The organism is Microbacterium galbinum (genome assembly GCF_023101185.1).
GTDB classification, from domain to species: domain Bacteria; phylum Actinomycetota; class Actinomycetes; order Actinomycetales; family Microbacteriaceae; genus Microbacterium; species Microbacterium galbinum.
On the sequence record NZ_CP078077.1, the window covers coordinates 452362 to 479017 of the forward strand.

Consider the following 26656-nt stretch of genomic DNA (forward strand, 5'->3'; position numbering starts at 1 on the left):
GACCGCTTCCGCATCGCGGGGATGCCGTCGCGCTATCGCGCGCGGACCCGCTCAGGCGCTCAGGCGCTCAGCGAGGATCTCCGCGATCTGCACCGCGTTGAGGGCCGCGCCCTTGCGCAGGTTGTCGTTGCTGACGAAGAGCACCAGGCCCTTGCCCGCCGGAGCCGACTGGTCGGCGCGGATGCGACCGACGAAGCTCGGGTCCTTGCCCGCGGCTTGCAGCGGCGTCGGCACCTCGTCGAGCACGACGCCGGGAGCAGCCGACAGCAGCTCGGTCGCGCGCTCGGGGGTGATGTCGTTCGCGAACTCGGCGTGGATCGAGAGCGAGTGCCCGGTGAACACCGGCACGCGCACGCAGGTGCCGGCAACGAGGAGGTCGGGCAGCTCGAGGATCTTGCGGCTCTCGTTGCGGAGCTTCTTCTCCTCGTCGGTCTCGTTGTCGCCGTCGTCGACGAGGTTGCCCGCGAAGGGGATGACGTCGAACGCGATCGGGGCGACGTACTTCTCGGGCTCGGGGAAGTCGATCGACGAACCGTCGTGCACGAGGCGCAGGGTGTCGCCCTGGGCGAGCACGCCCTCGACCTGGCCGAGGAGCTCCTGCGCCCCCGCGAGGCCGGAGCCCGAGACCGCCTGGTACGTCGAGACGATGAGGCGCTCGAGGCCCGCCTCCGCGTGCAGCGCCTTCAGCACCGGCATCGCGGCCATGGTCGTGCAGTTGGGGTTCGCGATGATGCCCTTGGGGCGCTCGTCGATCGCGTGAGGGTTGACCTCGCTGACGACCAGCGGCACCTCAGGGTCCATGCGCCACGCGCTCGAGTTGTCGACCACGACGGCGCCGGCGGCGGCGAAGCGCGGCGCGTAGGCGCGGCTGGCGGTCGCGCCGGCCGAGAAGAGGGCGATGTCGATGCCCGCGGCATCCGCCTGCTCGACGTCCTCGACGATCACCGACGTGCCGCCGTACTCGATCGACGTGCCGGCCGACCGGGCCGACGAGAACAGGCGCAGCTCGCGGATCGGGAAGGACCTCTCGGCGAGAATCTCGCGCATCACGGTGCCCACCTGGCCGGTGGCGCCCACGATGGCGACGGAGAGTCCTGAGTCGGAGATGCGGGTCATGATGTTCCTTGGCGTCGTGCGGTACTGCGTACGAGGCGTAAGGCGCGGCGTCGGGATGCGGATGCCGCGCCTGGCGCCGATGTCAGGGTTCCGGCGAGTCTATCGCTCAGCCGGACGGCCGGGCGCCGGGTCAGCGACCGGTGCCGGCGTGGACGACCGCTTCGGTGTCGCCGTCGAGGCCGTAGGCGGTGTGCACCGTGCGCGCGGCCTCGAGCAGGTCGCTGCCGCGGAGCACCACCGAGATGCGGATCTCGGAGGTCGAGATCATCTCGATGTTGATGCCGCCGGCCGACAGCGCCTCGAAGAGCACGGCCGAGACGCCGGAGTGCGTGCGCATGCCCGCGCCGACGACGGAGAGCTTGCCGATCTGGTCGTCGTGCACGAGGTTCTGGAAGCCCACCTCGGCCTGGTCGCCGGCGAGGGCCTTCAGCGCCGCCGCGGCATCCGCCTTGGGAACGGTGAACGAGATGTCGGTGCGTCCGGTGGCCGAGACGTTCTGCACGATCATGTCGACGTTCGCGCCCGACTTCGCGACGATCTTGAAGATCTCCGCCGCCTTGCCCGGCACGTCCGGCACACCGGCGACGGTGATCTTGGCCTGGCTGAGGTCGGTGGCGACACCGGCGACGATCGGTTCTTCCATGGCTGCTCCCTCGGCTTCGCGGGGGTTCTTCATACCCTCGCCCAAAACGTACGTACCCTCGGCCGACGAGAACGACGACCGGGCGTGGATGAGCACGCCGTGGCGGCGTGCGTACTCGACGGCGCGGATGTAGAGCACCTTCGCCCCGTTGGCCGCGAGCTCGAGCATCTCCTCGCTCGAGACGTGGTCGAGCTTCTGCGCACCCGGCACCACGCGCGGGTCGGAGGTGAAGATGCCGTCGACGTCGCTGTAGATCTCGCAGACGTCGGCCTTGAGAGCGGCGGCGAGGGCGACGGCGGTGGTGTCGGAGCCGCCGCGGCCGAGCGTGGTGATGTCGCGGGTGTCGCGGTTGAAGCCCTGGAATCCGGCGACGATCACGATCGCGCCCTCGTCGAGAGCCTCGCGCAGACGGATCGGCGTCACATCGACGATGCGTGCGGCACCGTGCTGCGAGTCGGTGATCATGCCCGCCTGGCTGCCCGTGAACGAGCGGGCCTCGAAGCCCATCGAGTGGATCGCCATCGCGAGCAGCGCCATCGAGATGCGCTCACCGCTCGAGAGCAGCATGTCGAGTTCGCGCGGTGCCGGGATCGGCGCCACCTCGTTCGCGAGGTCGAGGAGCTCATCGGTGGTGTCGCCCATCGCGCTGACGGCGACCACGACGTCGTGACCGGCACGACGGGTGTCGACGATGCGCTTGGCGACGCGCTTGATGCTCTCTGCGTCGGCGACGGATGAGCCGCCGTACTTCTGCACGATGAGGGCCACGTTCACTCCCGGGGATGTCGGGCGGATCCGCCCACCGCTCATTCTACGATCGCGCCATATGCTCCGCTGTGCATGTGACGCCGCTGCCGGGGCCGGACGATATCGGTCGGGGCCGGCCGTCAGGGCGCAGCGGGAGGAGGGAGAGCGGATGCCGGCGGCCGCAGCCGTCCGCCGGTGGCGGCGAACCAGCATCCGGCGATCACGAGCGGGAAGCCGATCAGCAACCCGGGGGTGAGCGGCTCGGCGAGCACGATCGCGCCGAGCACGATCGCGACGATCGGGTTCACGTAGGTGAACAGCGGGGCGCGCACGGGACCGACCTCGCGGATGAGCGCGAAGAAGGCGAGGAACGCGACCGCGGTGCAGATCACCGCGAGGGCGAGCAGGGCGCCGATCGCGGGGAGGGTCGGCACCTCGTGCTGGGTGAGCAGGCCGATCGGGAGGTAGAAGACGCCGATCATGAGGAGCGAGAGCGTGATCGTTCCGAGGGAGGGCACGTCGGCGAGCTTGCGCGCGACGATGAACGGGGCGGTGGCGTACAGCACCGCGACGAGCAGCACCTCACCGGCGGCGAGCAGGCTGACCTCGCCGCCGAACAGGCCGGGGCCCGCGACGACGATCGCGACACCGAGGAACCCGACGATCAGTCCGATCGATCGCGCCGGCTTGAGCACTCCGCGATCACCGCCGCCGAGCGCGATGAGCGCGGCGAACAGCGGCACGGTCGCGACGAGGAGGCCGGTCATGCCCGACGGCAGCGTCATCTCGGCGTGCCCGAGGAGCAGGAAGGGACCCGCCATCTCGACGGCGCCGAACGCGAGCACCCAGGGCCAGTGCTTCCATGCCGCCTTCAACGCGCCGTTGCGCAGCGCGAAGGGCAGCAGGAGGAGCGCGGCGATGAGCGTGCGCCCGGCGACGATCGCGGGCGGCGAGAACGACTCGACCGCGATGCTGATGAACAGGTACGGCACGCCCCACAGCAGAGCCATGGCCCCGAAGAGCAGCCATCCGCGTCGCGAGAATCCGGTGTGCTGCGCGTTCATCGTCGAACCGCGCGAGGGGTCGTCACAGCACGCGCCGCCCTTCGAAGGCGCGGCCGAGGGTGACCTCGTCGGCGTACTCGAGATCGCCGCCCACGGGGAGCCCCGAGGCGAGGCGCGAGACCGTGATCTGCATCGTGGTGAGGTAGCGGCTCAGGTAGCTCGCGGTGGCCTCGCCCTCGAGGTTCGGGTTGGTGGCGAGGATGACCTCCTGCACCGTGCCGTCGGCGAGGCGGCTCATGAGCTGAGCGATGCGGAGATCGTCGGGGCCGATGCCGGCGATCGGGCTGATCGCTCCGCCGAGCACGTGGTAGAGCCCGCGGAACTCGCGCGTGCGCTCGATCGCCGCGACGTCCTTCGCATCCTCGACCACGCAGATGAGCGCCTGGTTGCGGCGCGGGTCGCGGCAGATCGCGCACCGCTCCTGCTCGGCCACGTTGCCGCACACCTCGCAGAAGCGCACGCGCGTGCGGATGTCGCTGAGCAGTTCCGACAGTCGAGCGACGTCGAACGTCGGCGTCTGCAGGATGTGGAACGCGATCCGCTGCGCGGACTTCGGACCGATGCCGGGCAGGCGCCCGAACTCGTCGATCAGCTCTTGAACGATTCCGTCGTACATCAGGCGAACCTCGTCGGGGGCTCATAGGGCTCTTCGCGCACGAACGTCGCGCCGAGCACCTGGCGGATCACGGCCTCGCCGTAGCGCTGCACTCCCCCGGGCGCCGGCGCACGCTCGGTGACGCGCGGAGCGGCGTGGGCCGAGGCGACCCGCGCCGGGGCGCTCGCGGGCGCGGCGGAGGACGGTGCGCCGGCGGGTGTAGGTGCGGCAGGTGCCGGTGCCGGTGCCGCTGACGCGGCGGGCACCCGCGCGGCGGAGACCGGTACCGGCGGGGCCGAGTGCGGAGCGGGCTCGTACGAGGGGTCGTACGGCGGCTCGTCGTCGGGGAAGGGCGCCTCGTCGTCGCCGGGAAGCGGCGGCTCGTCGCGATCGATCGTGCCGTCGGTCGGAGGGACGGGCGCGGATGCCGCAGCCTCGACCTCTTCGGGCTCGTCGTCGACCGGCAGGGAGGATCCGGGGCCGACCGGGGTCGTCACCGCTTCGGGCGCGGTGTCGGAGGTCGGGATCGCGGCCACGGCCCACTCGGTCACCGCAGCGGGCGCGGGAGCGGACGAGGGGCGCGGGCTCTGCGGTCGGGAGGAACCCGCAGGGGCAGGCTCCGTCGGGGCGGGCTCGGCCGGGGCCTGGGCACCGCCTGCGGACCCCGAGGATCCCCCCGAACGCGGTGCGCCGCCGGTCGACGCGGCACCGCCGGCCGGAAGCGGGGCCGGCCGGTACTTGACGATCACACCGAGCTCCTGCTGGAGAGCGGTGCGCAGGTGATCGGAGGTGCCTGAGCCCGGCGTGGTTCCCTTGAACTTCGCGACATCGTGCTGGCTCGCGAAACCGATCGTGAGGACCTCGGACTCGGTGTCGTACGCCAGGGGCTGCACGGTGGTGACGACCAGCCACGACGAGCGGCTGATGCTCTCGAGGCGCGTGAGCACGGCCGGCCACGCGGCGACGATGCGATCGAGCGTCACCGGACCCGATGGTGCCGCGGCGGGCGCGGGCTCGGCGGCGGCAGCGGCAGCGGCCGGCTCAGCGACGGCAGCAGGGGGCTCGGCGGCGGGCTCGGCGACGGCAGCAGCCGGTGCAGCGGAGGCAGCCACCTCTTCGGGCGTGGACGTCGGGGCCGCGGCTGCGGTGGGTGCTGCGACCGGCGCGGCCGGGGCAGCGGCGGCCGGAGCTGCGGGCTGCGGTGCAGGTGCAGGCGCAGATGCAGATGCAGCCGACGGTCGCGGAGCGGCGTGCGGCTGTGCCGCTGCTGCGGGCGCGACGGCGGCAGCGGGCGCGACCCCGGCCGCGGCATCCGCTCCCCCGGCCAGCACGCGGGCGACCATGAGCTCGAGGTGCAGTCGCGGCGAGGTGGCTCCCGACATGTCGTCGAGCGCGGCGCTGACGACGTCGGCGGTGCGCGAAAGTCGTGCGGCGCCGAAGGCGGCCGCCTGCGTGCGCATGCGCTCGAGCTCGTCATCGGCGATGCCGCGGAGCACGGCGGAGGCGCCGTTGCCGACGGCGGCGATCACGATGAGATCGCGCAGGCGCTCGAGCAGGTCGTCGACGAAGCGGCGCGGGTCCTGACCGGTCTGCACCACGCGGTCGATGGCGGGGAATGCGGTCGCCGCGTCGGCGATCGCCAGGGCGTCGACGATCTCGTCGAGCAGGGCCGCGTGCGTGTAGCCGAGGAGGGCGACGGCGCGTGCGTACGCGACCGTGACCGTCTCGGAGCCCGCGGGCGAGTCGGAGCCGGCGATGAGCTGATCGAGCAGCGAGAGCGTGTCGCGCGGCGAGCCGCCACCGGCGCGCACGACGAGCGGCAGCACACCCTGCTCGACCACGACGCCCTCTTCGACGCAGAGCTTCTCGACGTACTCGAGCATGGCCGCGGGCGGCACGAGGCGGAACGGGTAGTGGTGCGTGCGCGATCGGATCGTGCCGAGCACCTTCTCGGGCTCGGTGGTCGCGAAGATGAACTTGACGTGCGGCGGCGGCTCTTCGACGAGCTTGAGCAGCGCGTTGAAGCCCTGCGGCGTCACCATGTGCGCCTCGTCGAGGATGAAGATCTTGAACCGGTCGCGGCTCGGGGCGAAGGTCGCCCGCTCGCGCAGGTCGCGCGCGTCGTCGACGCCGTTGTGGCTCGCGGCGTCGATCTCGACCACGTCGAGCGATCCGCCACCGGCACGCGAGAGCTCGACGCAGCTGGGGCAGGTGCCGCAGGGGACGTCGGTCGGCCCCTCGGCGCAGTTCAGGCACCGCGCGAGGATGCGCGCCGACGTGGTCTTGCCGCACCCGCGCGGGCCGGAGAAGAGGTAGGCGTGGCCGACGCGGTCGCCGCGCAGCGCGGTCATGAGCGGGTCGGTCACCTGGGACTGCCCGATCATCTCGCCGAACGTCTCGGGGCGGTAGCGGCGATAGAGGGCTGTGGTCACCAGAACAGCCTACGGCGTGCCACGGACATCGCGGCAGGTGCGTCCGGAGACGCACCTGCCGCGAGCGATCACTCCGGCGGTGCGAGCACCGGGATCGACGTGGTGATCACCGGGACGGATGCCGAGAGGCGCGTTCCATCCTCGCGACGGGCGTCGGCGAACTGGCGCAGCGTCGGGCGACCGGGGATCAGCGGGCCCTGATCGGCGAGCGGGACGACGACCTCTTCACCCTCGGTCGCGATGTAGGCCTCGTCGCGCACCGTGAACGGCACCGGTGCGCCGGAGCGCACCCGCAGACGCAGTTCATGGGCCGTGATCGTGACCGTGACCTCGGACTCCTTCCACTTCATCGGGAAGGTCAGCGAGGGCCAGGCCGCGGGCAGACGCGGGTCGAAGCTCAGCTCGCCCTCGTAGTCGCGCATGCCGCCGAAACCGCACACGAGCGCGGTCCACACGCCACCGGCGGAGGCCACGTGCACACCGTCGGCCGCGTTGTTGTGCAGGTCGTGGAGGTCGACGAAGATCGATTCCTCGAAGTACTTCAGCGCGAGGTCCTGGTACCCGACCTCGGCCGCGAGGATCGACTGCACGACCGCCGAGAGCGTCGAGTCACCCGTGGTGAGCGGGTCGTAGTAGTCGAAGTCGGCGCGCTTCTCCTCGGGCGAGAAGTGGTTGCCCTGCAGGAACAGCGCGAGCACGACATCCGCCTGCTTGAGCACCTGGAACCGGTAGATCACCAGCGGGTGGAAGTGCAGCAGCAGCGGACGCTGCGACGACGGGGTGTGCGCCAGGTCCCAGACCTCGCGCTCGAGGAACAGGGAGTCCTGCGGGTGGATGCCCAGGCTCTCGCTGTAGGGGATGAACATCGCCTCGGCGGCGCGCTCCCACGACTCCGCCTCCCCCTCGAACAGGCCCGTGCGCTCGACGAGGTCGCGGTAGTCCTCGGGGTACGTCTCGCGGATCTCGCGCACGACCTCGGCCGCGAAGCGGAGGTTGTAGCGGGCCATCACGTTCGTGTAGAGATTGTCGTTCACGACGGTCGTGTACTCGTCGGGACCGGTGACGCCGTGGATATGGAAGGTCTGCAGACCGTCGGCGGCATCCGCGTTCTCGACCACCTGCGCCGAGCGCCAGAAGCCGAGCGTCGCCCACAGGCGCGCGGTCTCGACCGCGACGTCGGCGCCCTCGCGGCGGAGGAACTCGGTGTCTCCCGTCGCGCGTACGTACTTGCCCAGCGCGAAGCTCACGTCGGCGTTGATGTGGTACTGCGCCGTGCCCGCGGCGTAGTAGGCCGAGGCCTCCTCACCGTTGATCGTGCGCCAGGGGAAGAGCGCCCCCGCCTCGTTGAGCTGGGCCGCACGCCGACGCGCCGCCGGCAGCATCAGCACGCGGGCGCGCAGCGCGTTGCGCGCCCACTGCGGCGACGTGTACGCGAGGAACGGGAGCACGTAGATCTCGGTGTCCCAGAAATAGTGGCCGCTGTACCCCGACCCGGAGACGCCCTTGGCGGGGACTCCGGTGCCGTCGGCGCGGGCCGCGGCCTGCGCGAGCTGGAGGAGGCACCAGCGGGTCGCCTGCTGCAGGTCGTCGTGACCGCCGATCTGCACGTCGCTGCGCTCCCAGAACGCGTCGAGCCAGTCGCGCTGACGCTGGAACTGCGTCTCGACGCCCTCGACGGCGACGCGGTCGAGGGAGCGGCGGCAGCGGTCGACGAGCTCGCGCGGAGGCACCCCGCGCGAGGTGTGGTAGCTCACGAGCTTGGTGACGGTGATCGGCACTCCGGCCTTGGCCTGCACCCGGAAGACGTTCTTCGCGATGTCGGCCTCGACGAGGGCGCGGGCGCTGTACTCGTTCTCGGTCTCGAGGATGTGGTCGGCGACGACGGCGACGGTCATGCCGGAGTCGGCGACGCGGTACGACAGCGCCGAGCGCAGGCCGTCCTGCCAGTGCTCACCGGGCTCGAGCACCCGATCGGCGATCTTCTCGGCCTTGCGCGGGTCGAAGCCCGGCTTCTGGGCCTGGGTCGGGGTGCCGGCGTAGACGCCCGCACCGTCCTGGCGGTTGAGGATCTGGCAGCTGATCGTGACGGGAGCGTCGGAGTTCTCGACGACGACCTCGAGGCGCAGGATCGCGAGGTGGCGCTCCTCGAAGCTGACGATGCGCTCGTCGCGCATGCGCACGCGCTTGCCCGACGGCGTCTCCCACACGACGAGACGCTCGAGCACACCCGTGCGCATGTCGAGGGTGCGGCGGTACTCGCGCACATCCGCCTCGTCGAACGAGATCGGCTCGTCGTCGACGTAGACGCGCATGACCTTGGCGTCGGGGGCGTTGACGATGGTCTGGCCCACCTCGGCGAAGCCGTAGGCCTGCTCGGCGTGACGGATCGGCCACGTCTCGTGCAGCCCGTTGATGAAGGTGCCGTGCTCGTGAGCCCCGCGGCCCTCGATGTGATTGCCCCGGAGACCGAGGTATCCGTTGCCGATCGAGAACAGCGTCTCGCCGACGCCCTCCTCGGAGTAGCGCGTCTCGATGAGGCGCCACGGGTCGACGGGGAAGCGGTCGCGGTCGATCATGCGGTGGTCTCCGGTGCAGAGTTCGGGGTGGTCGGGAGGAAGCGGTCGAGGTCGTCGACGACGACGGTGGCGCCCGCGGCTCGCAGGGCGTCGGCCCCGGTGCCGCGGTCGACGCCGACGACGTGCGCGTACCCGGCGGCCGATGCGGATGCCGCGCCCGAGGTCGCGTCCTCGACGGCGACGCTGCGAGCGGGGTCGACGCCGAGCGCCACGGCGCCGGCGCGGAACATGTCGGGCGCGGGCTTGGACGCCAGGCCGTCGCGCTCGGCGACGACGCCGTCGACCACGATGCGGAAGTACGAGCGGAGGTCGGCCGCGGCGAGGACCTCTTCGGCGTTCTTCGAGCTCGACACCACACCGAGCGGCACCCCGGCCGCGTGCAGGCGCTGGACCAGCGCGAGCGAGCCCGGGTACGGGGCGATGCCGTCACGGCGCAGCTCGGCGGCGAAGGCGTCGTTCTTGCGGTTGCCGATGCCGCAGATGGTGTCGGCGGAGGGCGGGTCGTCGACGTCGCCCCAGGGGATCTCGACGTTGCGGCTGTGCATCAGGCTCGCGACGCCGTCGTAGCGCTTCTTGCCGTCGACGTAGTCGAAGTAGTCGGCGTCGGTGTAGGCCGGCGTGATGCCCCACTCGGCGAACACGTCGTCGAACACGGCTTTCCAGGCCCGCATGTGGACCTCTGCCGTCGGCGTGAGCACGCCGTCGAGGTCGAACAGCACCCCTTCTGCGGCGAGCAGATCGGGCAGGTTTTCCGGCACAGAAGCCTCCAGGGAGAAGGTCGAGGGTTTCGGCACTCCTCCGTGCCACCATGACAGCGTAATGGGGAGCCGCGCCCCAGAATAACCCCTGTGGAATGCGTGCGCTCAGAGCATGTCGGCGGTCTGCCGGGCGATCTGCAGTTCCTCGTTCGTCGGGACCACCAGAACCGTCACCGTCGAGGCATCCGTGGAGATCCTCCGGATGCCGCGACCGCGCTCGGCGTTGCGTGCCTGATCGACCTCCACGCCGGCGAATCCGAGGGTCGCGAGGGCCTCCGCGCGCACCCGGGCGGCGTTCTCGCCGACGCCGGCGGTGAACGAGATCACGTCGACGCCGCCGAGCTGGGCGATGTACGCCCCGGCGTAGGCGCGCAGGCGGTGCACGTAGACGTCGAAGGCGAGGGTCGCCGCCTCCTCCCCCGCATCGACGCCCGCGAGGATGTCGCGCATGTCGCTGCGTCCGGCGAGGCCCTGCAGTCCGCTGCGGGTGTTCAGCAGCGCATCGAGCTCGTTGATCGAGAGGCCGGCGCGACGCGACAGGTGCACCAGAGCCGCCGGGTCGAGGTCTCCGGAGCGGGTGCCCATCACCAGGCCCTCGAGCGGGGTCAGTCCCATCGACGTCTCGACCGAGCGCCCTCCGTCGATCGCGGTGACCGACGCTCCGTTGCCCAGGTGGAACACGAGCTGGCGCAGGTCGCCGAGGTCGCGGCCGAGGTACGCCGCGGCCGACTCGCTGACGAACTGGTGACTGGTGCCGTGGAAGCCGTAGCGCCGCACGCGGTGCTGCTTCGCCAGCTCGGCGTCGATCGCGTAGGTGTAGGCCGCAGCGGGCAGCGTCTGATGGAACGCGGTGTCGAACACGGCGACGTGCGGCACGCCGCGGAAGACGGCCTGCGCCGCGAGGATGCCGGCGAGGTTGGCCGGATTGTGCAGGGGCGCGAGTACCGACAGCTCCTCGATCTGCCGCTCGACGTCGGCATCGATCAGGGTCGGCGCGAAGAAGCGGGCCCCGCCGTGCACGACGCGGTGCCCGACGGCGACCGGCGGATGCTCGGCGAGAGAGGGTCCGTGCTCGGCGAACTGCTCGAGCATCACCGCGAAGGCCGCATGATGATCGGGGATCGAGCGCTCGTCGCTGTACGTCGCGTCGAGCATCGTGGGCACGGCATCCGCATCGGTGTCGGGCCGCACCGTGTGCGAGGCCGCACCGGTGTCCTGACCGATCCTCTCGATGAGGCCCGAGGCGAGCTCGTGCTCGCGCTCGATGTCGAGGAGGCTGTACTTCAGCGACGACGAGCCGCTGTTGATCACGAGGATCGCGCTCATGCGGTCTCTCCCTGCGCCTGGATGGCGGTGATCGCCACGGTGTTGACGATGTCCTCGACCAGCGCGCCGCGCGAGAGGTCGTTGATCGGCTTGTTGAGTCCCTGCAGGACCGGTCCGATCGCGACCGCGCCGGCGGAGCGCTGGACGGCCTTGTAGGTGTTGTTGCCCGTGTTCAGGTCGGGGAAGACGAACACGGTGGCGCGACCCGCGACCGCGGAATCGGGCAGCTTCGCCTTCGCGACGGCGGCATCGGCGGCCGCGTCGTACTGGATCGGCCCCTCGACGAGCAGCTCGGGAGCGCGCTCGCGCACGAGCGCCGTGGCCTCGCGCACCTTGTCGACGTCGGCTCCCGACCCGGACTCGCCGGTCGAGTACGACAGCATCGCGACGCGCGGATCGATCCCGAACTGGCGGGCGGTCGCCGCCGACGAGATCGCGATGTCGGCGAGCTGGACGCTCGTGGGATCGGGGATGACGGCGCAGTCGCCGTAGACGAGCACCCGGTCGGCGAGAGCCATGAGGAACACGCTCGAGACGACGTTCACGCCCGGCTTCGTCTTGATGATCTCGAAGGAGGGTCGGATCGTGTGCGCCGTCGTGTGCGCCGCTCCCGAGACCATGCCGTCGGCGAGACCCAGGTGCACCATCATCGTGCCGAAGTACGAGACGTCGGTCACGGTGTCGGCGGCCTGCGCGAGGGTGATGCCCTTGTGCGCCCGCAGTCGTGCGTACTCCTCGGCGAACCGGGCGACGTACTCGGGATCGGTGGGGCTGATCACCTGGGCCGCGGCGATGTCGATGCCGAGCTCGACCGCGCGGGCTCGCACGGCGGCCTCGTCGCCGAGGATCACGAGGTCGGCGACCTCGCGGGCCAGCAGCGTGGCGGCCGCGCGCAGGATCCGGTCGTCGCCGCCCTCGGGCAGCACGATGCGCCGGCGGTCGGCGCGGGCGCGCTCGATGAGGCCGTACTCGAACATCAGCGGGGTCACGACCCGCGATTCGGCGAGCCCGAGCTGCGTCGCGAGCTCGGCGATGTCGACATGCGTCTGGAAGAGTCCGAGCGCCCGGTCGTACCGCGCGCGCGAGTCGGCGGAGAGCCGGCCGCGCGCGCCCATGACCCGCACGGCGGTGTCGTAGGTGCCGAGATCGGTGGCGATGATCGGCACCGTCGAGGGGAATCCGTCGAGCAGCTGCGTGATCGGCTCGGGAAGGTCGAAGGGCCCGTTCAGGATGATGCCGCTGACGCGGGGGAAGGTGCCGGAGGCGTCGGCGAGAAGCGTCGCGAGCAGCACCTCGGTGCGGTCGGCCGGAATCACGACGACGGACTCCTCGGTGATGCGCGGCAGCACGTTGACCATCGACATGCCGGCGACGACGATCGACAGCGCCTCGCGGGTCAGCCGCCCCTCGTCGCCCTTGATGAGACGGCCGTCGACGGCGGCGAGGATGCCGCGGATCGACGGCGCCACGAGCGTACGGTCCTCGGGGATCGCCCAGACGGGCGTGCTCTTGCCCGGACGCACCCCGCGCACCGCCTCGATGATGGCGTCGAGCTCGGCGGGGTCCGAGCGGTTGACGATCGCGGCGAACAGCTCGGCGCGCTCCTGCTCGAGCTCCGTGAGTGCGAGTGCGGCGATCTGCCCGACCGCGGCCGGCACCCGCGCGGTCGTGGTGCCGAGCTGCTCGGCCTGGCGCTGCTGGTCGCGTCCCGACAGCACGAGCAGAACCGGAGCTCCGAGGTTCGCGGCGATGCGGGCGTTGACGCCGAGCTCAGCAGGGCTGGCGACGTCGGTGTAGTCGCTGCCGATGATCACCACGGCATCGCACTGCGCTTCGACGGCCTTGAACCGCGCGACGATCGTCGACAGCGCGTGCTCCGGGTCGTGGCGCATGTCGTCGTAGCTGACGCCGATGCAGTCTTCGTAGTCGAGGTGCACGCCGTCGTGGGCGAGCAGCAGCTCGAGGATCTCGTCGCGCTCGGTGACCGAGCGCGCGATCGGCCGGAACACGCCGACCCGCGGGGTGACCCGCATGAGCGCGTCGAGCACGCCGAGGGCGATCGTCGATTTTCCGGTATGGCCTTCGGCCGAGGTGATGTAGATGCTCCGCGCCACGGTTCCAGCTTAGGCGCACCTCACTCGGCACGCCCTGGGAGCGGACCGGACTTAATCCCCGCGTGATTCCCGGAGGTCAACACGGTGCCGACAGCGCGTCGACGACGGCGGTCGCATCGGCTGCGTAGCGGGAGTAGTACGTGGGATCGAGGTTGATCTGCACGCGATGGATCGCGAGCGACGGATCCATCGAGGACCACCCCGGCACCCGCGCCAACCGCTCGTAGAACAGCGTCGCGGACGTGGCGGGATCCATGCGCTGCTCGACGCTCCCCCACCACTCCTGCTGCTGGAACAGGCCGATGCTCGTGGTGCGCGAGCCGTCGGGGTTCGTGAATCCGCTCGTCTCCCAGTCGCCGTAATCGATGTTGCGCAGGCTGCTCTCGCCCATCGCGGTCATCACGCCCAGGATCTGCCCGTCGCGCGCGAAGCCCAGGGCGGATGCCGTCGCCATGATCGTCGCGGCGTTCTCGAGCTGCTCCCCGCGCCACCCCTCGATGCCGGCCGAGGGGTAGGTGCGCGGGTCGCTCGCGCAGATCGCGAGGGGCTTCTCGTGCGCGAGCCCGAGGGGCACGAGCACGGCGATCCCGGCGAAGAGCGCGACGGCGACGGCCCCGATCAGCACACGCCGGAGCACCAGCATCCGCCGCCGACGCCGGGCGGCCCGTGCGCGGACGCCCGGTCGGCGCCGGGCCGCGGGCCGACGCTTCTTCCGGCGTCGAGCGGGTGTGCGCGAGCGCGACCGCGGCGCGCTCACTCCGCGGAGCCCCCGCGTCGCCCGACGAACACGGCGAGCGCGCCGCCGATCGCCCCGAACAGGTGCGCCTGCCACGAGATGCCCTGGCTCACGCCCACCACGCCCGCGAGCATCGTCGCCCCGTACACGCCGATCACGACGAGCGCGATGACGGCGTATCCGATGCGATGGGCGACGCGGCCCGGCGCGAAGACCCGCACGACCGTGTAGCCGAAGTAGCCGAACACGAGCACGGATGCCCCGACCGTCACCGTTCCCGGGGCGTTGAAGACCCAGGTGCCGAGGCCGCCGACGACGGCGACGATCGCGGTGACCGTCCAGAATCTGCGGGTGCCCTCGACCGCGACGAGCAGTCCGAGCACGAGGAACGGCACGGAGTTGCCGATCAGGTGCGCCCAGTTCGCGTGCAGCAGCGGCCCGAGCACGATGCCGAGCAGACCCTCGGGATCCCAGGAGCGGATGCCGAACCCCGTGAACGAACCCGGCAGGAGCGCGTCGGCGAACTGGATCGCCCACATCGCGGCGAGGAGCAGCACGGGTGAGGCGAAGCGCGAGAGAGCGTTCTGCCGCGGAGGAGTGGTGGCGCCGGTCACATCACGATCCTGACAGGACAGCCCCGGAGGAGGCTGAAAAAGAAAGTGACCCTCCGCGCACCCAGCAGAGCCCGGTTACCCTTGCTGCGTTTCCGCCCTGGGGGAATTGGCCTGGATGCCGCCACGCGGAGAGCCGTCGACAAGTCTAACCGATGAGCGGGCGCACCTTTTGACAGACTGGGGAGATCATGCCGCCCGAGCCCGTCGCCTCCCCGCTCACGGGCTGGATTTTCACGGGCGAACTGCGCACGTACCAGGCCGAGGTCCTCACCCGGCTGCCGGTCGGCGGTCGGGACCCGCTGCACGTCGTCGCCCCTCCCGGATCGGGCAAGACCCTGCTGGGTCTGCTGCTCGCGGCGCGCGAACGCCATCGGACCCTCGTCCTCGCCCCGACCGTCACGATCCGTCAGCAATGGGTGCGCACCGCCGTCGATCTCGCCCCGGATGCCCGCGCCGTGTCGGACGACCCGGAGAGGATCGCCGACCTCACCGCTCTCACGTACCAGGCGCTCAGCGTCACCGGCGACGGCTCGCCCTTCGACGACCTGGCGCGGGTGGTGTGGGCCGAGGAACTGGTCGAGGCGGGGCGCAGCGACGCCGATGCCGCGACCTGGCTCGCCGAGTTCGCGATCGACAATCCGGCGCAGTACCGTTCCGGCATCCGTCGTCGCACGCGCCGATTGCGCTCGCAGTTCGCCCGGCGCAATCCCGCCGAGCTCGCGCGCGTGCTGCATCCGAACGCCGCGGCGCTCATCGACCGCCTCGTCGCCGCCGGGGTGCGCACGGTCGTGCTCGACGAGTGCCACCACCTGCTCGACCACTGGGCCCTGGTCGTGGCGTACCTCGCCGCGCGCATCCGCGAGACGGGGGTCGAGCCGCTGCTGATCGGTCTCACCGCCACCCTGCCGTCGCCGGACGACGAGACGGAGTACGAGAACTACAGCCAACTGCTCGGAGAGGTCGACTACGAGGTCCCGACCCCGGCGGTGGTGAAGGAGGGGCACCTCGCCCCGTACCGCGACTTCGTTCTCCTCACCGAACCGACGCCGGCGGAGGCCGGTTTCATCCGCCGGCACGAGGCGCTACTGCACTCGATGATCGTCGACGTGCTGTCGACCCCCGACGGCATCTCCTTCCTCGAGGAGCAGCTGCAGCCCGCCAACGGACCGCCCGACGAAGACCCGCTCGCCCGCATCGATCGGGCACTGTCCGCGGACTTCGCCCTCACCCGCTCGTGCGCGGTGGTGCTGCGCGAGGTCGTGCCGCAGCATCCGCTCGTCGCCGCCATCCCACAGGTGCTCCTCGACCGCTGCACGACCGACGATCTGCTCACCGTCCTCGTGCGGTTCGCGCAGGCGCGCCTGCTGGCCGATCCCTCGGCCGCGAACCAGTGGGAGCACGTGCGGCGCTCGCTCGCCGACTTCGGCTACCTGCTCACCGACCGCGGGCTGCGCCGCGGGCGCAACCCGGTCGAGACGACACTGGCCTCGTCGGAGGCGAAGGATGCCGCCGCCGTCGAGATCCTGCACCGCGAGCTCGCGAGCGACGACGGCGAACGCGTCCGTGCCGTCGTCGTCACCGACTTCGTGACGCACGGCAATCGGCGCGGTGCGGATGCCGCGGCCGGAGCGCTGCGCACCTTCGACGCCCTCGTCGCCGATCCCGTCGTCGCGGGGCTGCGGCCGGTGCTGCTGACCGCGCAGTACCTGCGCGTGCGCGCCGACGACGCCGCGACGCTCGCAGCCGCGCTCGCGGATCTGCTCGGGGTGACGGTCGATATCGGCGACGCCGCCGGGGCCACGCGCGACCTGCGCACGTCCGGCGCCGGCAGCGGACGCATCGTCGCCGCGGTCTCGGAGCTGATCCGTCGCGGTGAGGTGCGCGTGCTCGTGGGTACCCGTGGCCTGCTCGGCGAGGGATGGGACTGCCCCGCCGTGAACACCCTCATCGACCTCACCGCGGTCGCGACGTCATCGGCGACGCAGCAGTTGCGGGGCCGCACCCTGCGCCTCGATCCGGGGTGGCCCGAGAAGGTGGCGCACAACTGGTCGGTGGCGTGCCTGATCCCCGCCGATGTCGCACTCGACGACGCGAGCGAGCCGGATCGTCTGCGCCGCAAGCACTCGCATCTGTGGGGCCTGAACGCCGACGGCGACGGTCGGATCGTCAGCGGACTCGCGCACGCACTGCCCTCGGCAGCGGCCCAGGCGTTCGAGGCGGTGCTCGACAAGCATCCGGATGCCTCCATCCGCGGCGTCGATGATCTGCTGCGCGCCGCGTGGCCGGCGCGCGCGACCACGCGCGCCGAGTGGCGCATCGGCGAGCCGTACACGTCCCGCGAACGCGACGAGATCACGGTGCGGCAGGTCGCGGCGGCTCCCCTGCTGCGCACCACCCAGGTCGCGCGCGCCGACGGCGCGACCTCCGCCGTGGGCGGGGCGCTCGGCGTCGGCCTGCTGCTCGCCGTCCTGGCGGGTCAGGGACTCGCGGTGCACCCGGCGCTCGGAGCCGCGCTCGTCGCGGCCGGTGGGGCGCTGGCCGCCGCGACGACGCTCCTGCCCCTGCTCGGGCGCACCCTGCGCGATCGCCGCCACCCCGCCGAGGTGTACCGGCTGGCCGCCCTGGTCGTCGCACGCACCCTCCGTGATGCGGGGCGCATCGGCCCCTTCGACGACACCGACATCGTCGCGCACGTCGATGACGACCGCACCCGAGTGCGCATCGAGCTGGGCGGCATGCCCGCGGATCGTCGAGTGGTGACGGATGCCGTCGAAGAGCTGTTCGCGGCGGTGCGCACACCCCGCTTCCTGCTGCGGATCGATCGCGGCGCCGCGGGGTCGACGCGGCTGTTCGAACGCCTCGCCGACCGGCTCTCCCCGGGGCGCACCCTCCTGCCGGTTCCGCGCGCGATCGCACGGCGGCGCGGCGATGCCGAGCAGTTCGAGCGCCACTGGCGGCAGGCCATCGGCACGTGCACGCTGCACGAGCTGCAGGGCGCGCAGGGTCTCGCCCTGCTCCGCGTCGCCCGCAGCAGCGAGGGCCGTGTCGACGTCGCACGGCCCCGCGCCCGCGTCTGGGGCTGAGGGGTGTGCGGGGCGGCGCCCGCGGCCCCGGGAAGCACAGCGATCTGCCAGCCCCACGCGGATGCCCTGCGGGTTACGATCGAGTAACGCGCGCTGCAGCGCCGACGAGAGGGAACGCATGACGGACAACTCCCCCCTGATCACGGCCGAACAGTTCGCCGCCCAGACCTCCGCGATCCTCGCCTCCGTGGGAGAGGTGATCGACGGAAAGCCCGATGCCGTGCGCAGTGCGCTGATCTGCCTGCTCGCCGAGGGCCACCTGCTCATCGAGGACGTGCCCGGGGTCGGCAAGACCATGCTGGCGCGCGCCCTCGCGGCCAGCGTCGACGCGACCGTGCGACGCATCCAGTTCACCCCCGACCTCCTCCCGGGCGACGTGACCGGCGTCTCGGTCTACAACCCGGTCGACCGCGAGTTCGAGTTCAAGCGCGGCGCGATCTTCGCGCACATCGTCATCGCCGACGAGATCAACCGGTCCTCGCCCAAGACGCAGTCGGCACTGCTCGAGGCCATGGAGGAGCGTCAGGTCACCGTCGACGGGTCGACGCATCCGCTCCCCTCGCCCTTCCTCGTCGTCGCCACCCAGAACCCCCTCGAGATGGAGGGCACGTACGCCCTGCCCGAGGCGCAGCGCGACCGCTTCATGATGCGCATCTCGATGGGGTACCCGGATGCCGCGGCCGAGGCCCTCATGATCCGACAGCGCGACGTGGTGAACCCGCTCGCGGCCGTCGCGGCGGTCGCCGATGCCGGCTCGATCTCGCAGCTCATCGCCTGGGCCCGCGCCGTGCACGTGGCGCCCGCGCTCGAGGAGTACACGGTCGCCCTCGCGCAGGCCACGCGCACCGACCCGAGCCTGCACCTCGGGGCGAGCCCCCGCGCGACGCTGCAGCTGATCCGTGCCGCGAAGGTGTGGGCGGCGCTCGACGGCCGCGACTTCGTGATCCCCGACGACGTCACCGCCCTCCTCATCCCGGTGTTCGCGCACCGGCTGCTGCCCGCCCGCGGTGCGCACCGCGCGGGCGCCCAGCCCATCGAGACGGCCCTCGCGCACATCGTCGAGCGCGTGCGCGTGCCCGTCGCGAGCCGCGTCTGAGACAGTCGATGCGACGCCGCCGATCCCTGACCCGCCGCGGTGCGGGCGCGCTGGTCGCGGCACTGCTGTGCGTGATCGGAGCGAACCTCGTCGCCGCACCGATCCTGCTCTACATCGGAGTCCTGCTCGCCCTCCTCACCGGCTTCTCGGCGCTCATGGCCTGGCTCCCGCGCCGCACGGGCACCGTCTCCCGACAGGTGTCGACCGACCTGCTCACGGTGTCGGAGACCTCGCGCGTCAGCATCCGCTTCGCCCTGCGCTCGCTGCGCGTGCCGCACGCGCTGTGGCACGACGTTCTGCCCGACGCCGTCAGCGGCGACGCCGGCGGCGAGTATCCGCCGCAGTCCGGGCAGCTCGGGTACCGCATCACGGGCGTGCGTCGCGGTGTCTGGCCGATCGGGCCGCTCGTGCTGCGCACCGTCGACCCCTTCGGCCTCGCGCAGCGCGAGCAGGAGTTCGGCGAGACGCGCACCGTCACGGTCGTACCCGAGGTCTTCGCGCTCGAGCCCCTCGCCGTGCGCGTCGGCGCGGCCGGAGGCACGGCCCACACGTCGTCGACGCGCCTCGGCCAGGGCGCCGACAACCTCTCCCCCCGGTTCTACCTGCCGGGCGACTCGATGCGCCGCATCCACTGGCGTGCGACCGCGCACCGCGGGCAGCTCATGGTGCGACAGGAAGAGGAGGAGTCGAGCCCCGATGCGATCGTCGTGCTCGACCGCAGCGCCGAGCGGTGGGATCGACCGGGGGACGACGCGGATGCCGCGTTCGAGGCCGCGGTCTCGCTCTGCGCCTCGTCGGCCGTGCATCTCGCCGACGAAGGGTACGGCGTCGACGTGATCGACAGCGCGGGCGTGCTGCTCGGCACCCTGCGCGGTCACGAGGACGACCGTGATGCGCTGCTCGTCGCCCTGGCACTGATCGCGCCGCGGGGCGACCACCGCGACGTGGCGACGCTGATCGGCGGCGCTCCTCCCGGCCCTCTGGTCTACATCACGGGCAGGCTGACGGAGGACGACGCGGCATCGTTGCGAACCGCCGGCGCGGCCGCGGGCATCCTCCTCGCCACCGGGCCCGAGCAGGGTGCGGCCGAGGCGGCGACGCGCAACGGCTGGTCGTTCGCCCCGCTCGGTGATGACGTCGCCGCGGCATGGGCGGACGCCCTCCCGGAGCGGATCGGAGTCGGCGATGTTCCGGGCTGAGCAGGCGACGGGCAGCGCCTCCCGACGATCACGCTCACGCTCGCGCTCCCGCTCGAAAGTCGCGTGGCACCGCGACGAGGAGACGCCCACGGCGATCCTCGCCCCGTCGGTGCTCGCGGCGGTCGGCGGTCTCGTCGCGATGTGGCCCTTCACCTCGGTGATCGAGGCGGGCGCCTGGTCGTTCGCCGTCGTCGCGGCGGTCACGCTCCTCCCGTTGACCGGGCTCGTGATGCGCGTGCTGCTGCGTTACCGCCGCGCGTGGCTGCGCGATGTCGGCACCCTCCTCGTGCAACTGCTGGTCGCGATGGCGCTCGTCACCCAGGTGACGGCGGGCGACTCGGCGTTCTTCGGGATCATTCCGTCACCCGCCACGCTCTCGACGTTCGGCGCCTTGACGGGCGCGGCCTGGCAGGAGGTCGCGGTCGGGTCCGCGCCGCTCGCCGCCTCGCGCGGGCTCGCCGCGACGATGGCGCTCGGCTTCGCGATCGTCGCGGTGCTGCTCGATCAGCTGGCCGCGGCCCGTGCGGCGATCCTCCCGATCCTCCTCGTCGGTCTCGTCGGATCCGTCCCGATGATCGTCACCCTCGGCGACGCGAACGTGGTCTGGTTCGTGCTCTTCGCCCTCTTCGTCCTCGCGCAGCTGCGCTACGCGACGCGCGCCGATCCGCAGACGCCGCGCCGCACCTCGGCATCCGTCGCGGTGGGCATCGGCGCCGCGGCGATCGCCGTGACGCTCGCCATCGCACCCGGTCTGCCCCTCGCCGCCGGACTCACCGGCACCGGAACGGGCATCACGGTCGACGCATCACTGCGGCTCGGCGACGATCTGCGCCAGCCCAACCCCGTCGAGGTGCTGACGGTCGCGACGGCGGGCGGCGCGGCGCCGTATCTGCGGCTCACGACCCTCTCCGACTTCGACGGCGAGGTGTGGCAGCCCGACCGAGGCGGCCTGCAGTCGCAGGCCGACGGATTCGGCGACCCCGAGTGGGGTGCCGACGTCGAGGTGACGGAGACGACGACCTCGATCCGCATCCTGCGGATGTCGAGCTCGTGGCTGCCCGTCCCCTACCCCGCGACCGACATCCAGGGCGTGCCCCGCGCCTGGCGGGTGATGCCCGACAACCGCACGCTGGTCTCGCGCAATGCGGATGCCGTCGGCGCCGACTACACCGTCTCCTCGGTGCGCGTGACCCCCACGCTCGAGCAGATCCGCGCGGTGTCGGCGGCGGAGTCCACCGCAGAGACCGATGATGTCGAGATCCCCGACATCGTCGGCGAGTTGGCCCGCGAGGTCACGGCAGACGAGGGTACCGACTACGACCGCCTGCTCGCCCTGCAGGACTGGTTCCGCAGCGACTTCACGTACTCGCTCGACACCCCGGTCGAGGAGGACTTCGACGGCACGGGCGCAGAGGCCGTCGCCCGGTTCCTCGACGTGCGCTCGGGGTACTGCGTGCACTTCGCCGGCGCCTTCGCCCTGATGGCCGAGAGCCTCGGCATGGAGACCCGGATCGTCGTGGGGTACCTGCCCGGTTCGCTCACCGGCGAGAAGCGCGGCGACGAGTCGATCTACTCCGTCACGAGCGATCGCCTGCACTCCTGGCCTGAGGTGCTCTTCCCGGGCATCGGCTGGGTGCCCTTCGAGCCTACGGCCTCGCTCGGGGTGCCGACCGAGTTCCGCACGGCGGTCACGGGTTCCCCGGGATCGGGCACCACGCCGTCGGGCACTCCCGAGACCACGGCTCCACAGGCCGAGCAGACGACGGCCCCCGAGGTCGATCGTCAGGATGCCGGCGACAACAGCTCCTCCTCGGGCGAGCTGCGCACGGTCGACCCGACGCCGGTGATGTTCGTGATCCTCGGTGCGGTCGTGGTGCTGCTGCTCCCCGCGTTGATCCGCACCCTTGTTCGCGCCCGTCGCCGGGATCGCGCGCGCGACGGCGATGCGGGCGCCGCCTGGACCGAGGTGCGGAGCACACTCGTCGATCTCGGCATCCCGCCGTCGGATGCCGATTCGCCGCGCATGCGTGCGGCCGCGCTGATCCGCGAACGCGGCGTCGATGCGACGGCGATCGGACGCCTGGCCGATGCGGTCGAACGCGCGACCTATGCCCGATCCGGAGCGGATGCCGTCGACCTCGCGTCGGATCTGGGCACCGTGCTGCGCGATCTGCGGCGCAGCGTCGATGCACCGGCGCGCACCCGTGCACTCCTGGTGCCCCGCTCGCTCTTCGTCGCCCGGGGAGTCGACACGCTCGCCGCGACCTAGGGTCTCGACCGGTTCCGACCTATTCCGACCAATTCTGACCGGTTCCGACCGGTTCCGGCCGTGGATGCGGTACGTCAGGCTGCGTGCTGTGCGCAGGCAACGCGGTCGCAGTCCTCGCACACGACGAACTGCGTCCGGCACGAGAGGTCGGGGCAGTTCGCGGTGCGCGAGGTCGCGGCACCGCATCCGACGCACTCCCCGATCACGGCCGCATGATCGGAGAAGTCGATCGATCCGCGCTTGTCGAAGACGTACAGCGAGCCGTCCCACAGGCCGTCGTCGCCGTACTTCTCGCCGTAGCGCACGATCCCGCCCTCGAGCTGGTAGACCTCGCCGAACCCGCGCGCGGTCATGAGGCTCGACAGCACCTCGCACCGGATGCCGCCGGTGCAGTAGGTCACGACGGGCTTGCCCTTGAGGTCGTCGTAGGCGCCCGAGTCGAGCAGGTTGACGAAGTCGCGGGTGGTCTCGGTGTCGGGAACGACCGCGCCACGGAAACGCCCGATCTGCGCCTCGAGCGCGTTGCGGCCGTCGAAGAAGACGACGTCGTCGCCACGCTCGGCGACCAGGTCGTGCAGCTCCTCCGGGCTCAGGCGGGTGCCGCCGCCGACGACGCCGTTCTCGTCGACCCTCAGCTCTCCCGGGGCGCCGAACGAGACGATCTCGTCGCGCACCTTCACGCTCAGCTTCGGGAAGTCGAGGCTGCGCCCCTCGGCATCGACGCCGGTGCCCTCGCTCCACTTGATGTCGGCGTTCTTGAAGGGCGCGTACGAGCGGAAGGAGCGCGCCCATTTCTTGAGCGCGGGCAGATCGCCGCCGAGGGTGCCGTTCACTCCGTCGCCCGAGATCAGCAGCCGTCCGCGCAGACGCAGCGCCTCGCCGAGGTCGCGCTGCCACACCCGGATCGCATCGGGGTCGGCGAGCGGGGTGAAGACGTAGAAGAGAACGATCTTGGGGGTTGCCACCTCAAGATCGTACGCCGCGTCACGGAGCATCTGCCGCATCGGATAGGATGGACAAGTTGTTCCCTGGTGACGTGTCCGAGCGGCCGAAGGAGCACGCTTGGAAAGCGTGTGTTGTGCAAGCAACCGCGGGTTCGAATCCCGCCGTCACCGCCAGATGACGAAGAAGGCTCCGCATTCGTGCGGGGCCTTCTTGTTTCCGAGGTGCGGGGTGTCCACCGCGACGACGTCCGTGGCGATCAGCCTGACGCCCGCGTCATCCGCCCGACGGGTTCTCGAGGGGCATTCCGTCGTCGTCGGTGCTCTCGTCCCTGAGCATCTTCTCGGTCTCCTCTGAGGCTCCGGTCTGCTCCGAAGCTCCGTTCTCCGACGCGCCACCGGATGCGGCGCCTGCGTCGTCATTCGTCCCGGGGGTTCCCTGCGTGTTGTGCGAATCGTTCATGGCCCAGCTCCGATCTGTCGCGAACCATGAACGTTACGGGCGCCGTCGCTCCCCCCACAGGGCGTTGACCTGCCCGGACGCCAGCGAGACACTACCTTCCGCGCACGCGCCCGTTCGAGGGGAGAGCCTCAGCCCGCGAACGTCACGCCGTAGCTCTGCCCGCCCGGGGCGGTCGGGAGCGGCGTCATGCCGAGGCGCTCGTAGAAGGCCGCGGCACCGGTGTTCGCCGGATCCATCCCGAGGTGCAGCCCCTTCACGCCGCGACGCGAGAGCTCGTCGAACAGCGTCTCGATGAGTCGGCGGCCGAGGCCCTGCCCCTGCGTCTCCGGCAGCAGATCGATGTGCAGATGAGCAGGGTACGCAGCGGCGTTCGGCTCGGCGCCGGGCCGGCGACCGTAGGCGTACGCGAGCATCTTCTCCTCGCGCGTCTGCGGCTCGGCGGGCTGCGGGAAGCGGTCGGCGAACCGCGGCCACCATTCGTCGCGGAACCACTGCTCGAAGGCATCCGTGTCATCGGTCGCGACGATGTACCCGATCACGCGGCCGTCGTCCGATTCGACGACCCACGCCAGGCTCGGGTTGCGCTCGACGTACGGCACCGCGAACAGCAGGCCCCAGAGCTCGTCGTCGGAGAACACACCGGTGGCGTCCTCCCCCGCATCGGCGGTGCGCACGCAGACATCGAACAGCGACGCGCGATCGGACGGACGGTACGGGCGGATGCTCGACACGGGGACTCCTCAGTGAGTGGGTGCGTCGGTGAGTGGGGCGTCGTCCAGACTATCGGCGGGCGGTTCCGCCGCGCCGGGGCGCCGCACCCACGGCAGCAGCCACGCCGCCAGCAGCAGCACGACCCCGGCCCCGAGCAGAGCGCCGCCGATCGTGTCGGTCGCCCAGTGCACCGAGAGGAAGGTGCGCGACAGCGCCATCAGCGCGATCCACAGCGCCCCCGCGATCCGGATCCACACATTCGGGAACAGCACGGCGAAGACGAAAGCGAGTGTCGCGGCGTTCGCAGTGTGCCCGGAGGGGAACGACCCGTAGTCGCTGAGCACCAGCATGTCCTCCGGCCGCGCGCGCCCGAAGAGGTGCTTGAGCAGCTGCACCGCTCCCGCGCTCGCGAGGAACGCGAGCGCCGCGAACACGCCAGATCTCCAGCGGCGTGCCAGCAGGAACGAGATGATCACGACGAGCGGCACGAGATACACCGCGACCCACCCGCCGCCGACCGTGTCGAGGGCGTGCGCGAAGGCGACCAGTCCCTCCGAGCGGAACGACACCACGACGTCGTTCCACCAGGCGTCGACCACGAACGGGTGCGCGACCCCGAGGGTGATCAGCGCCCCCAGCGCGAAGGTCAGCGCGACGCACCCGACACCCGACCACACCAGCATCCGCCTGTCCATCGCCCCATTCTGTCGGAGCGCGCCTGGGAACCCGGGAGGTGCGCCCGCCGCGTCAGGGAGTGAGCAGGCCGACGGTGCGCGGGCGCACGACGAACCAGAGCGCGAGGATGCCGATCGCCGCACACCCGGCCATCACCGCGGCCATCGTCGTGGCCGTGATGCCCGCGTCGTGAGAGACCCACCCGACGACCGGCGAGATGAGGCCGGCGACGCCGAAGTTCGTCGCGCCGAGGATCGAGGCCGCGGTCCCGGCCGCCTTCCCGTGGCGGTCGAGCGCCAGCACCTGCACGTTCGGGAACGTGAAGCCGCACGCGGTCATGAAGACGAACAGCGGGATGACGGTGCCCCACAGCCCGAGTCCGAGCTGGTCGGTCACGATGATCGCGGTGCCCGCGAGCAGCAGCACCGAGGTCGAGTACGCGAGCACCCACTGCGGGCCGAAGCGCGCGGCGAGGCGCGAGGCGGTCTGCACGCCGACGACGACGCCGAGCGAGTTCACGGCGAAGAGCAGACCGTACTGCTGCGGGTCGAGACCATGCGTCTGCTGGAACAGGAACGGCGAGGCCGACAGGTACGAGAAGAGGCCCGAGAAGGTCATGCCGCCGATCACGAGCACCCCGAGGAACACGCGGTCGGAGAGCACCGAGCGGTAGCGCTGCAGCACCGTGGCGCCGCCGCCCTGACGACGGGCCGCGGGGAGGGTCTCGGGGATGAAGATCAGGGTCGAGATCAGCATCACGACGCCGTAGGCCGCGAGCACACCGAAGATGCCGCGCCAGGGCATGAGCGTCAGCAGCCACGAACCGATCAGTGGGGCGACGACGGGCGCGACGCCCGAGACGAGCGCGAGGCGCGAGAGCATCACCACGAGTCGGCGCCCGCCGAACAGGTCGCGCACGATCGCCATCGCGACCACACCGCCGGCCGCGGCGCCCATGCCCATGAGCACGCGCGAGGCGCTGAGCAGCTCGAGCGTGGGCGCGAACGCGGCGGCGAGGCTCGCGAGCACGTGCAGCGCCGTCACGATGATGAGCGGGAGTCGTCGGCCGATCTTGTCGCTGAGCGGACCGACGAGCAGCTGCCCCACCGCGAAGCCGATCATGGTTCCGGTCAGCGTGAGCTGGATCGCCGCGGCGGTCGTCTGGAAGTCCTCTTCGAGCACCGGGAAGGCCGGGAGGTAGAGGTCGATCGTGAACGGCCCGAGGGCAGTGAGCGCTCCGAGGAGGATGATGTACAGCGCGCGTCGGCCGTTCGAGATCGAGTCTCCCGGGTGCAGCATGATCGGCGCCGTGGTCGGGTTGGACCCGAGCGTGCGGATCGCTCCCGTCGCGGCGGGGATGCGGATGCTGCCGGTCGCGGTGCGTTCGGGCGCGGCGTGTGCGGGGATCGTCGGGACGGAGTCGGTGCGAGGAGCGTCGGGCACGACGGCCTTTCGGAGCGGGGGCGGACGGTCGAATCGATTCGACCCAGCCACCCAT

At 71.4% G+C, this 26656-nt stretch carries 20 protein-coding genes, 1 tRNA gene and 1 other RNA gene; 5 read left to right on the forward strand and 17 right to left on the reverse strand.

The features are described 5' to 3' along the window. Positions 1-51: 51 nt before the first annotated feature. The 12 genes from KV396_RS02310 to ffs all read right to left on the reverse strand — a co-directional run bounded on the left by KV396_RS02310 (position 52) and on the right by ffs (position 14859). Positions 52-1116: an aspartate-semialdehyde dehydrogenase gene (locus tag KV396_RS02310; RefSeq protein WP_247634158.1), complete on the reverse strand. Its 1065-nt coding sequence runs from the start codon at positions 1114-1116 to the stop codon at positions 52-54. Positions 1117-1246: 130 nt separating this feature from the next. After that, on the reverse strand, positions 1247-2527 hold the full coding sequence (locus tag KV396_RS02315; protein ID WP_247625086.1) for an aspartate kinase: 1281 nt from the start codon (positions 2525-2527) through the stop codon (positions 1247-1249). Between the two features lie 119 nt (positions 2528-2646). After that, positions 2647-3570 (reverse strand): DMT family transporter, encoded by a 924-nt coding sequence (locus KV396_RS02320; RefSeq protein WP_247956703.1) that lies wholly within the window; start codon positions 3568-3570, stop codon positions 2647-2649. 22 nt (positions 3571-3592) lie between these two features. Continuing rightward, on the reverse strand, positions 3593-4186 hold the full coding sequence (recR, locus tag KV396_RS02325) for a recombination mediator RecR (RefSeq protein WP_247625088.1): 594 nt from the start codon (positions 4184-4186) through the stop codon (positions 3593-3595). After that, positions 4186-6597, reverse strand: coding sequence for a DNA polymerase III subunit gamma and tau (locus KV396_RS02330; protein WP_247956704.1), 2412 nt, complete (start codon positions 6595-6597; stop codon positions 4186-4188). The genes recR and KV396_RS02330 overlap by 1 nt, the downstream gene beginning before the upstream one ends. A gap of 68 nt (positions 6598-6665) precedes the next feature. Then, positions 6666-9173, reverse strand: coding sequence for a glycoside hydrolase family 65 protein (locus KV396_RS02335; RefSeq protein ID WP_247625090.1), 2508 nt, complete (start codon positions 9171-9173; stop codon positions 6666-6668). Continuing rightward, positions 9170-9931 (reverse strand): HAD family hydrolase, encoded by a 762-nt coding sequence (locus KV396_RS02340; protein ID WP_247956705.1) that lies wholly within the window; start codon positions 9929-9931, stop codon positions 9170-9172. Before KV396_RS02340 ends, KV396_RS02335 begins: the two co-directional genes overlap by 4 nt. A gap of 105 nt (positions 9932-10036) precedes the next feature. Beyond that, the gene (locus tag KV396_RS02345) at positions 10037-11257 is read right to left on the reverse strand and encodes an acetate/propionate family kinase (protein WP_247956706.1); all 1221 of its coding nucleotides are present in this window, start codon (positions 11255-11257) and stop codon (positions 10037-10039) included. Then, entirely contained in the window at positions 11254-13371 is a 2118-nt protein-coding gene (pta, locus tag KV396_RS02350; protein ID WP_247956707.1) for a phosphate acetyltransferase, read from the reverse strand. Before pta ends, KV396_RS02345 begins: the two co-directional genes overlap by 4 nt. A 76-nt stretch (positions 13372-13447) precedes the next feature. Further along, positions 13448-14128, reverse strand: coding sequence for a hypothetical protein (locus KV396_RS02355; protein ID WP_247956708.1), 681 nt, complete (start codon positions 14126-14128; stop codon positions 13448-13450). Then, a complete protein-coding gene (locus tag KV396_RS02360) occupies positions 14125-14721 on the reverse strand; it encodes a rhomboid family intramembrane serine protease (RefSeq protein ID WP_247634151.1) in 597 nt (198 codons plus the stop codon). Before KV396_RS02360 ends, KV396_RS02355 begins: the two co-directional genes overlap by 4 nt. A gap of 41 nt (positions 14722-14762) precedes the next feature. Further along, positions 14763-14859, reverse strand: an RNA gene (gene ffs / locus KV396_RS02365) — signal recognition particle sRNA small type. A 50-nt stretch (positions 14860-14909) separates the two neighbouring features. On the opposite strand from ffs, the gene KV396_RS02370 reads away from it, so the two are divergent. The 4 genes from KV396_RS02370 (at position 14910) to KV396_RS02385 (ending at position 22368) form a co-directional block, all read left to right on the forward strand. Beyond that, positions 14910-17804, forward strand: coding sequence for a DEAD/DEAH box helicase family protein (locus tag KV396_RS02370; RefSeq protein WP_247956709.1), 2895 nt, complete (start codon positions 14910-14912; stop codon positions 17802-17804). Positions 17805-17922: 118 nt separating this feature from the next. Next, positions 17923-18900 (forward strand): AAA family ATPase, encoded by a 978-nt coding sequence (locus tag KV396_RS02375; RefSeq protein WP_247625097.1) that lies wholly within the window; start codon positions 17923-17925, stop codon positions 18898-18900. An 8-nt stretch (positions 18901-18908) separates the two neighbouring features. Continuing rightward, positions 18909-20099, forward strand: a complete 1191-nt coding sequence (locus KV396_RS02380) for a DUF58 domain-containing protein (RefSeq protein WP_247634149.1) — start codon at positions 18909-18911, stop codon at positions 20097-20099. Beyond that, positions 20086-22368: a transglutaminase family protein gene (locus tag KV396_RS02385; RefSeq protein ID WP_247956710.1), complete on the forward strand. Its 2283-nt coding sequence runs from the start codon at positions 20086-20088 to the stop codon at positions 22366-22368. The genes KV396_RS02380 and KV396_RS02385 overlap by 14 nt, the downstream gene beginning before the upstream one ends. A gap of 74 nt (positions 22369-22442) precedes the next feature. Here KV396_RS02385 and trhO read toward each other — a convergent pair whose 3' ends face one another. After that, complete coding sequence (trhO, locus tag KV396_RS02390) at positions 22443-23333, reverse strand: oxygen-dependent tRNA uridine(34) hydroxylase TrhO (RefSeq protein ID WP_247956711.1); 891 nt, start codon at positions 23331-23333, stop codon at positions 22443-22445. Positions 23334-23398: 65 nt separating this feature from the next. On the opposite strand from trhO, the gene KV396_RS02395 reads away from it, so the two are divergent. Further along, positions 23399-23486: transfer RNA gene (locus KV396_RS02395), tRNA-Ser, on the forward strand. A gap of 100 nt (positions 23487-23586) precedes the next feature. Here the strand turns inward: KV396_RS02395 and KV396_RS02400 are convergent. The 4 genes from KV396_RS02400 to KV396_RS02415 form a co-directional block, all read right to left on the reverse strand. Continuing rightward, the gene (locus KV396_RS02400) at positions 23587-23772 is read right to left on the reverse strand and encodes a hypothetical protein (protein WP_247634145.1); all 186 of its coding nucleotides are present in this window, start codon (positions 23770-23772) and stop codon (positions 23587-23589) included. A 128-nt stretch (positions 23773-23900) separates the two neighbouring features. Continuing rightward, a complete protein-coding gene (locus tag KV396_RS02405) occupies positions 23901-24503 on the reverse strand; it encodes a GNAT family N-acetyltransferase (protein WP_247956712.1) in 603 nt (200 codons plus the stop codon). A 9-nt stretch (positions 24504-24512) separates the two neighbouring features. Then, positions 24513-25178 (reverse strand): phosphatase PAP2 family protein, encoded by a 666-nt coding sequence (locus KV396_RS02410; protein ID WP_247956713.1) that lies wholly within the window; start codon positions 25176-25178, stop codon positions 24513-24515. 52 nt (positions 25179-25230) lie between these two features. Beyond that, positions 25231-26601 carry a multidrug effflux MFS transporter gene (locus KV396_RS02415; protein ID WP_247634142.1) on the reverse strand — a complete coding sequence of 457 codons (1371 nt, stop codon included), beginning with the start codon at positions 26599-26601 and terminating at the stop codon, positions 25231-25233. Positions 26602-26656: the final 55 nt, after the last annotated feature.

Excerpts from the sequence above, each read along its gene's own strand:
- KV396_RS02310 (WP_247634158.1), bottom strand. The coding sequence starts at position 1,116 with ATGACCCGCATCTCCGACTCAGGACTCTCCGTCGCCATCGTGGGCGCC.
- KV396_RS02320 (WP_247956703.1), bottom strand. The coding sequence starts at position 3,570 with ATGAACGCGCAGCACACCGGATTCTCGCGACGCGGATGGCTGCTCTTC.
- recR (WP_247625088.1), bottom strand. The coding sequence starts at position 4,186 with ATGTACGACGGAATCGTTCAAGAGCTGATCGACGAGTTCGGGCGCCTG.
- KV396_RS02335 (WP_247625090.1), bottom strand. The coding sequence starts at position 9,173 with ATGATCGACCGCGACCGCTTCCCCGTCGACCCGTGGCGCCTCATCGAG.
- KV396_RS02345 (WP_247956706.1), bottom strand. The coding sequence starts at position 11,257 with ATGAGCGCGATCCTCGTGATCAACAGCGGCTCGTCGTCGCTGAAGTAC.
- KV396_RS02370 (WP_247956709.1), top strand. The coding sequence starts at position 14,910 with ATGCCGCCCGAGCCCGTCGCCTCCCCGCTCACGGGCTGGATTTTCACG.
- KV396_RS02375 (WP_247625097.1), top strand. The coding sequence starts at position 17,923 with ATGACGGACAACTCCCCCCTGATCACGGCCGAACAGTTCGCCGCCCAG.
- KV396_RS02380 (WP_247634149.1), top strand. The coding sequence starts at position 18,909 with ATGCGACGCCGCCGATCCCTGACCCGCCGCGGTGCGGGCGCGCTGGTC.
- KV396_RS02385 (WP_247956710.1), top strand. The coding sequence starts at position 20,086 with ATGTTCCGGGCTGAGCAGGCGACGGGCAGCGCCTCCCGACGATCACGC.
- KV396_RS02400 (WP_247634145.1), bottom strand. The coding sequence starts at position 23,772 with ATGAACGATTCGCACAACACGCAGGGAACCCCCGGGACGAATGACGAC.
- KV396_RS02410 (WP_247956713.1), bottom strand. The coding sequence starts at position 25,178 with ATGGACAGGCGGATGCTGGTGTGGTCGGGTGTCGGGTGCGTCGCGCTG.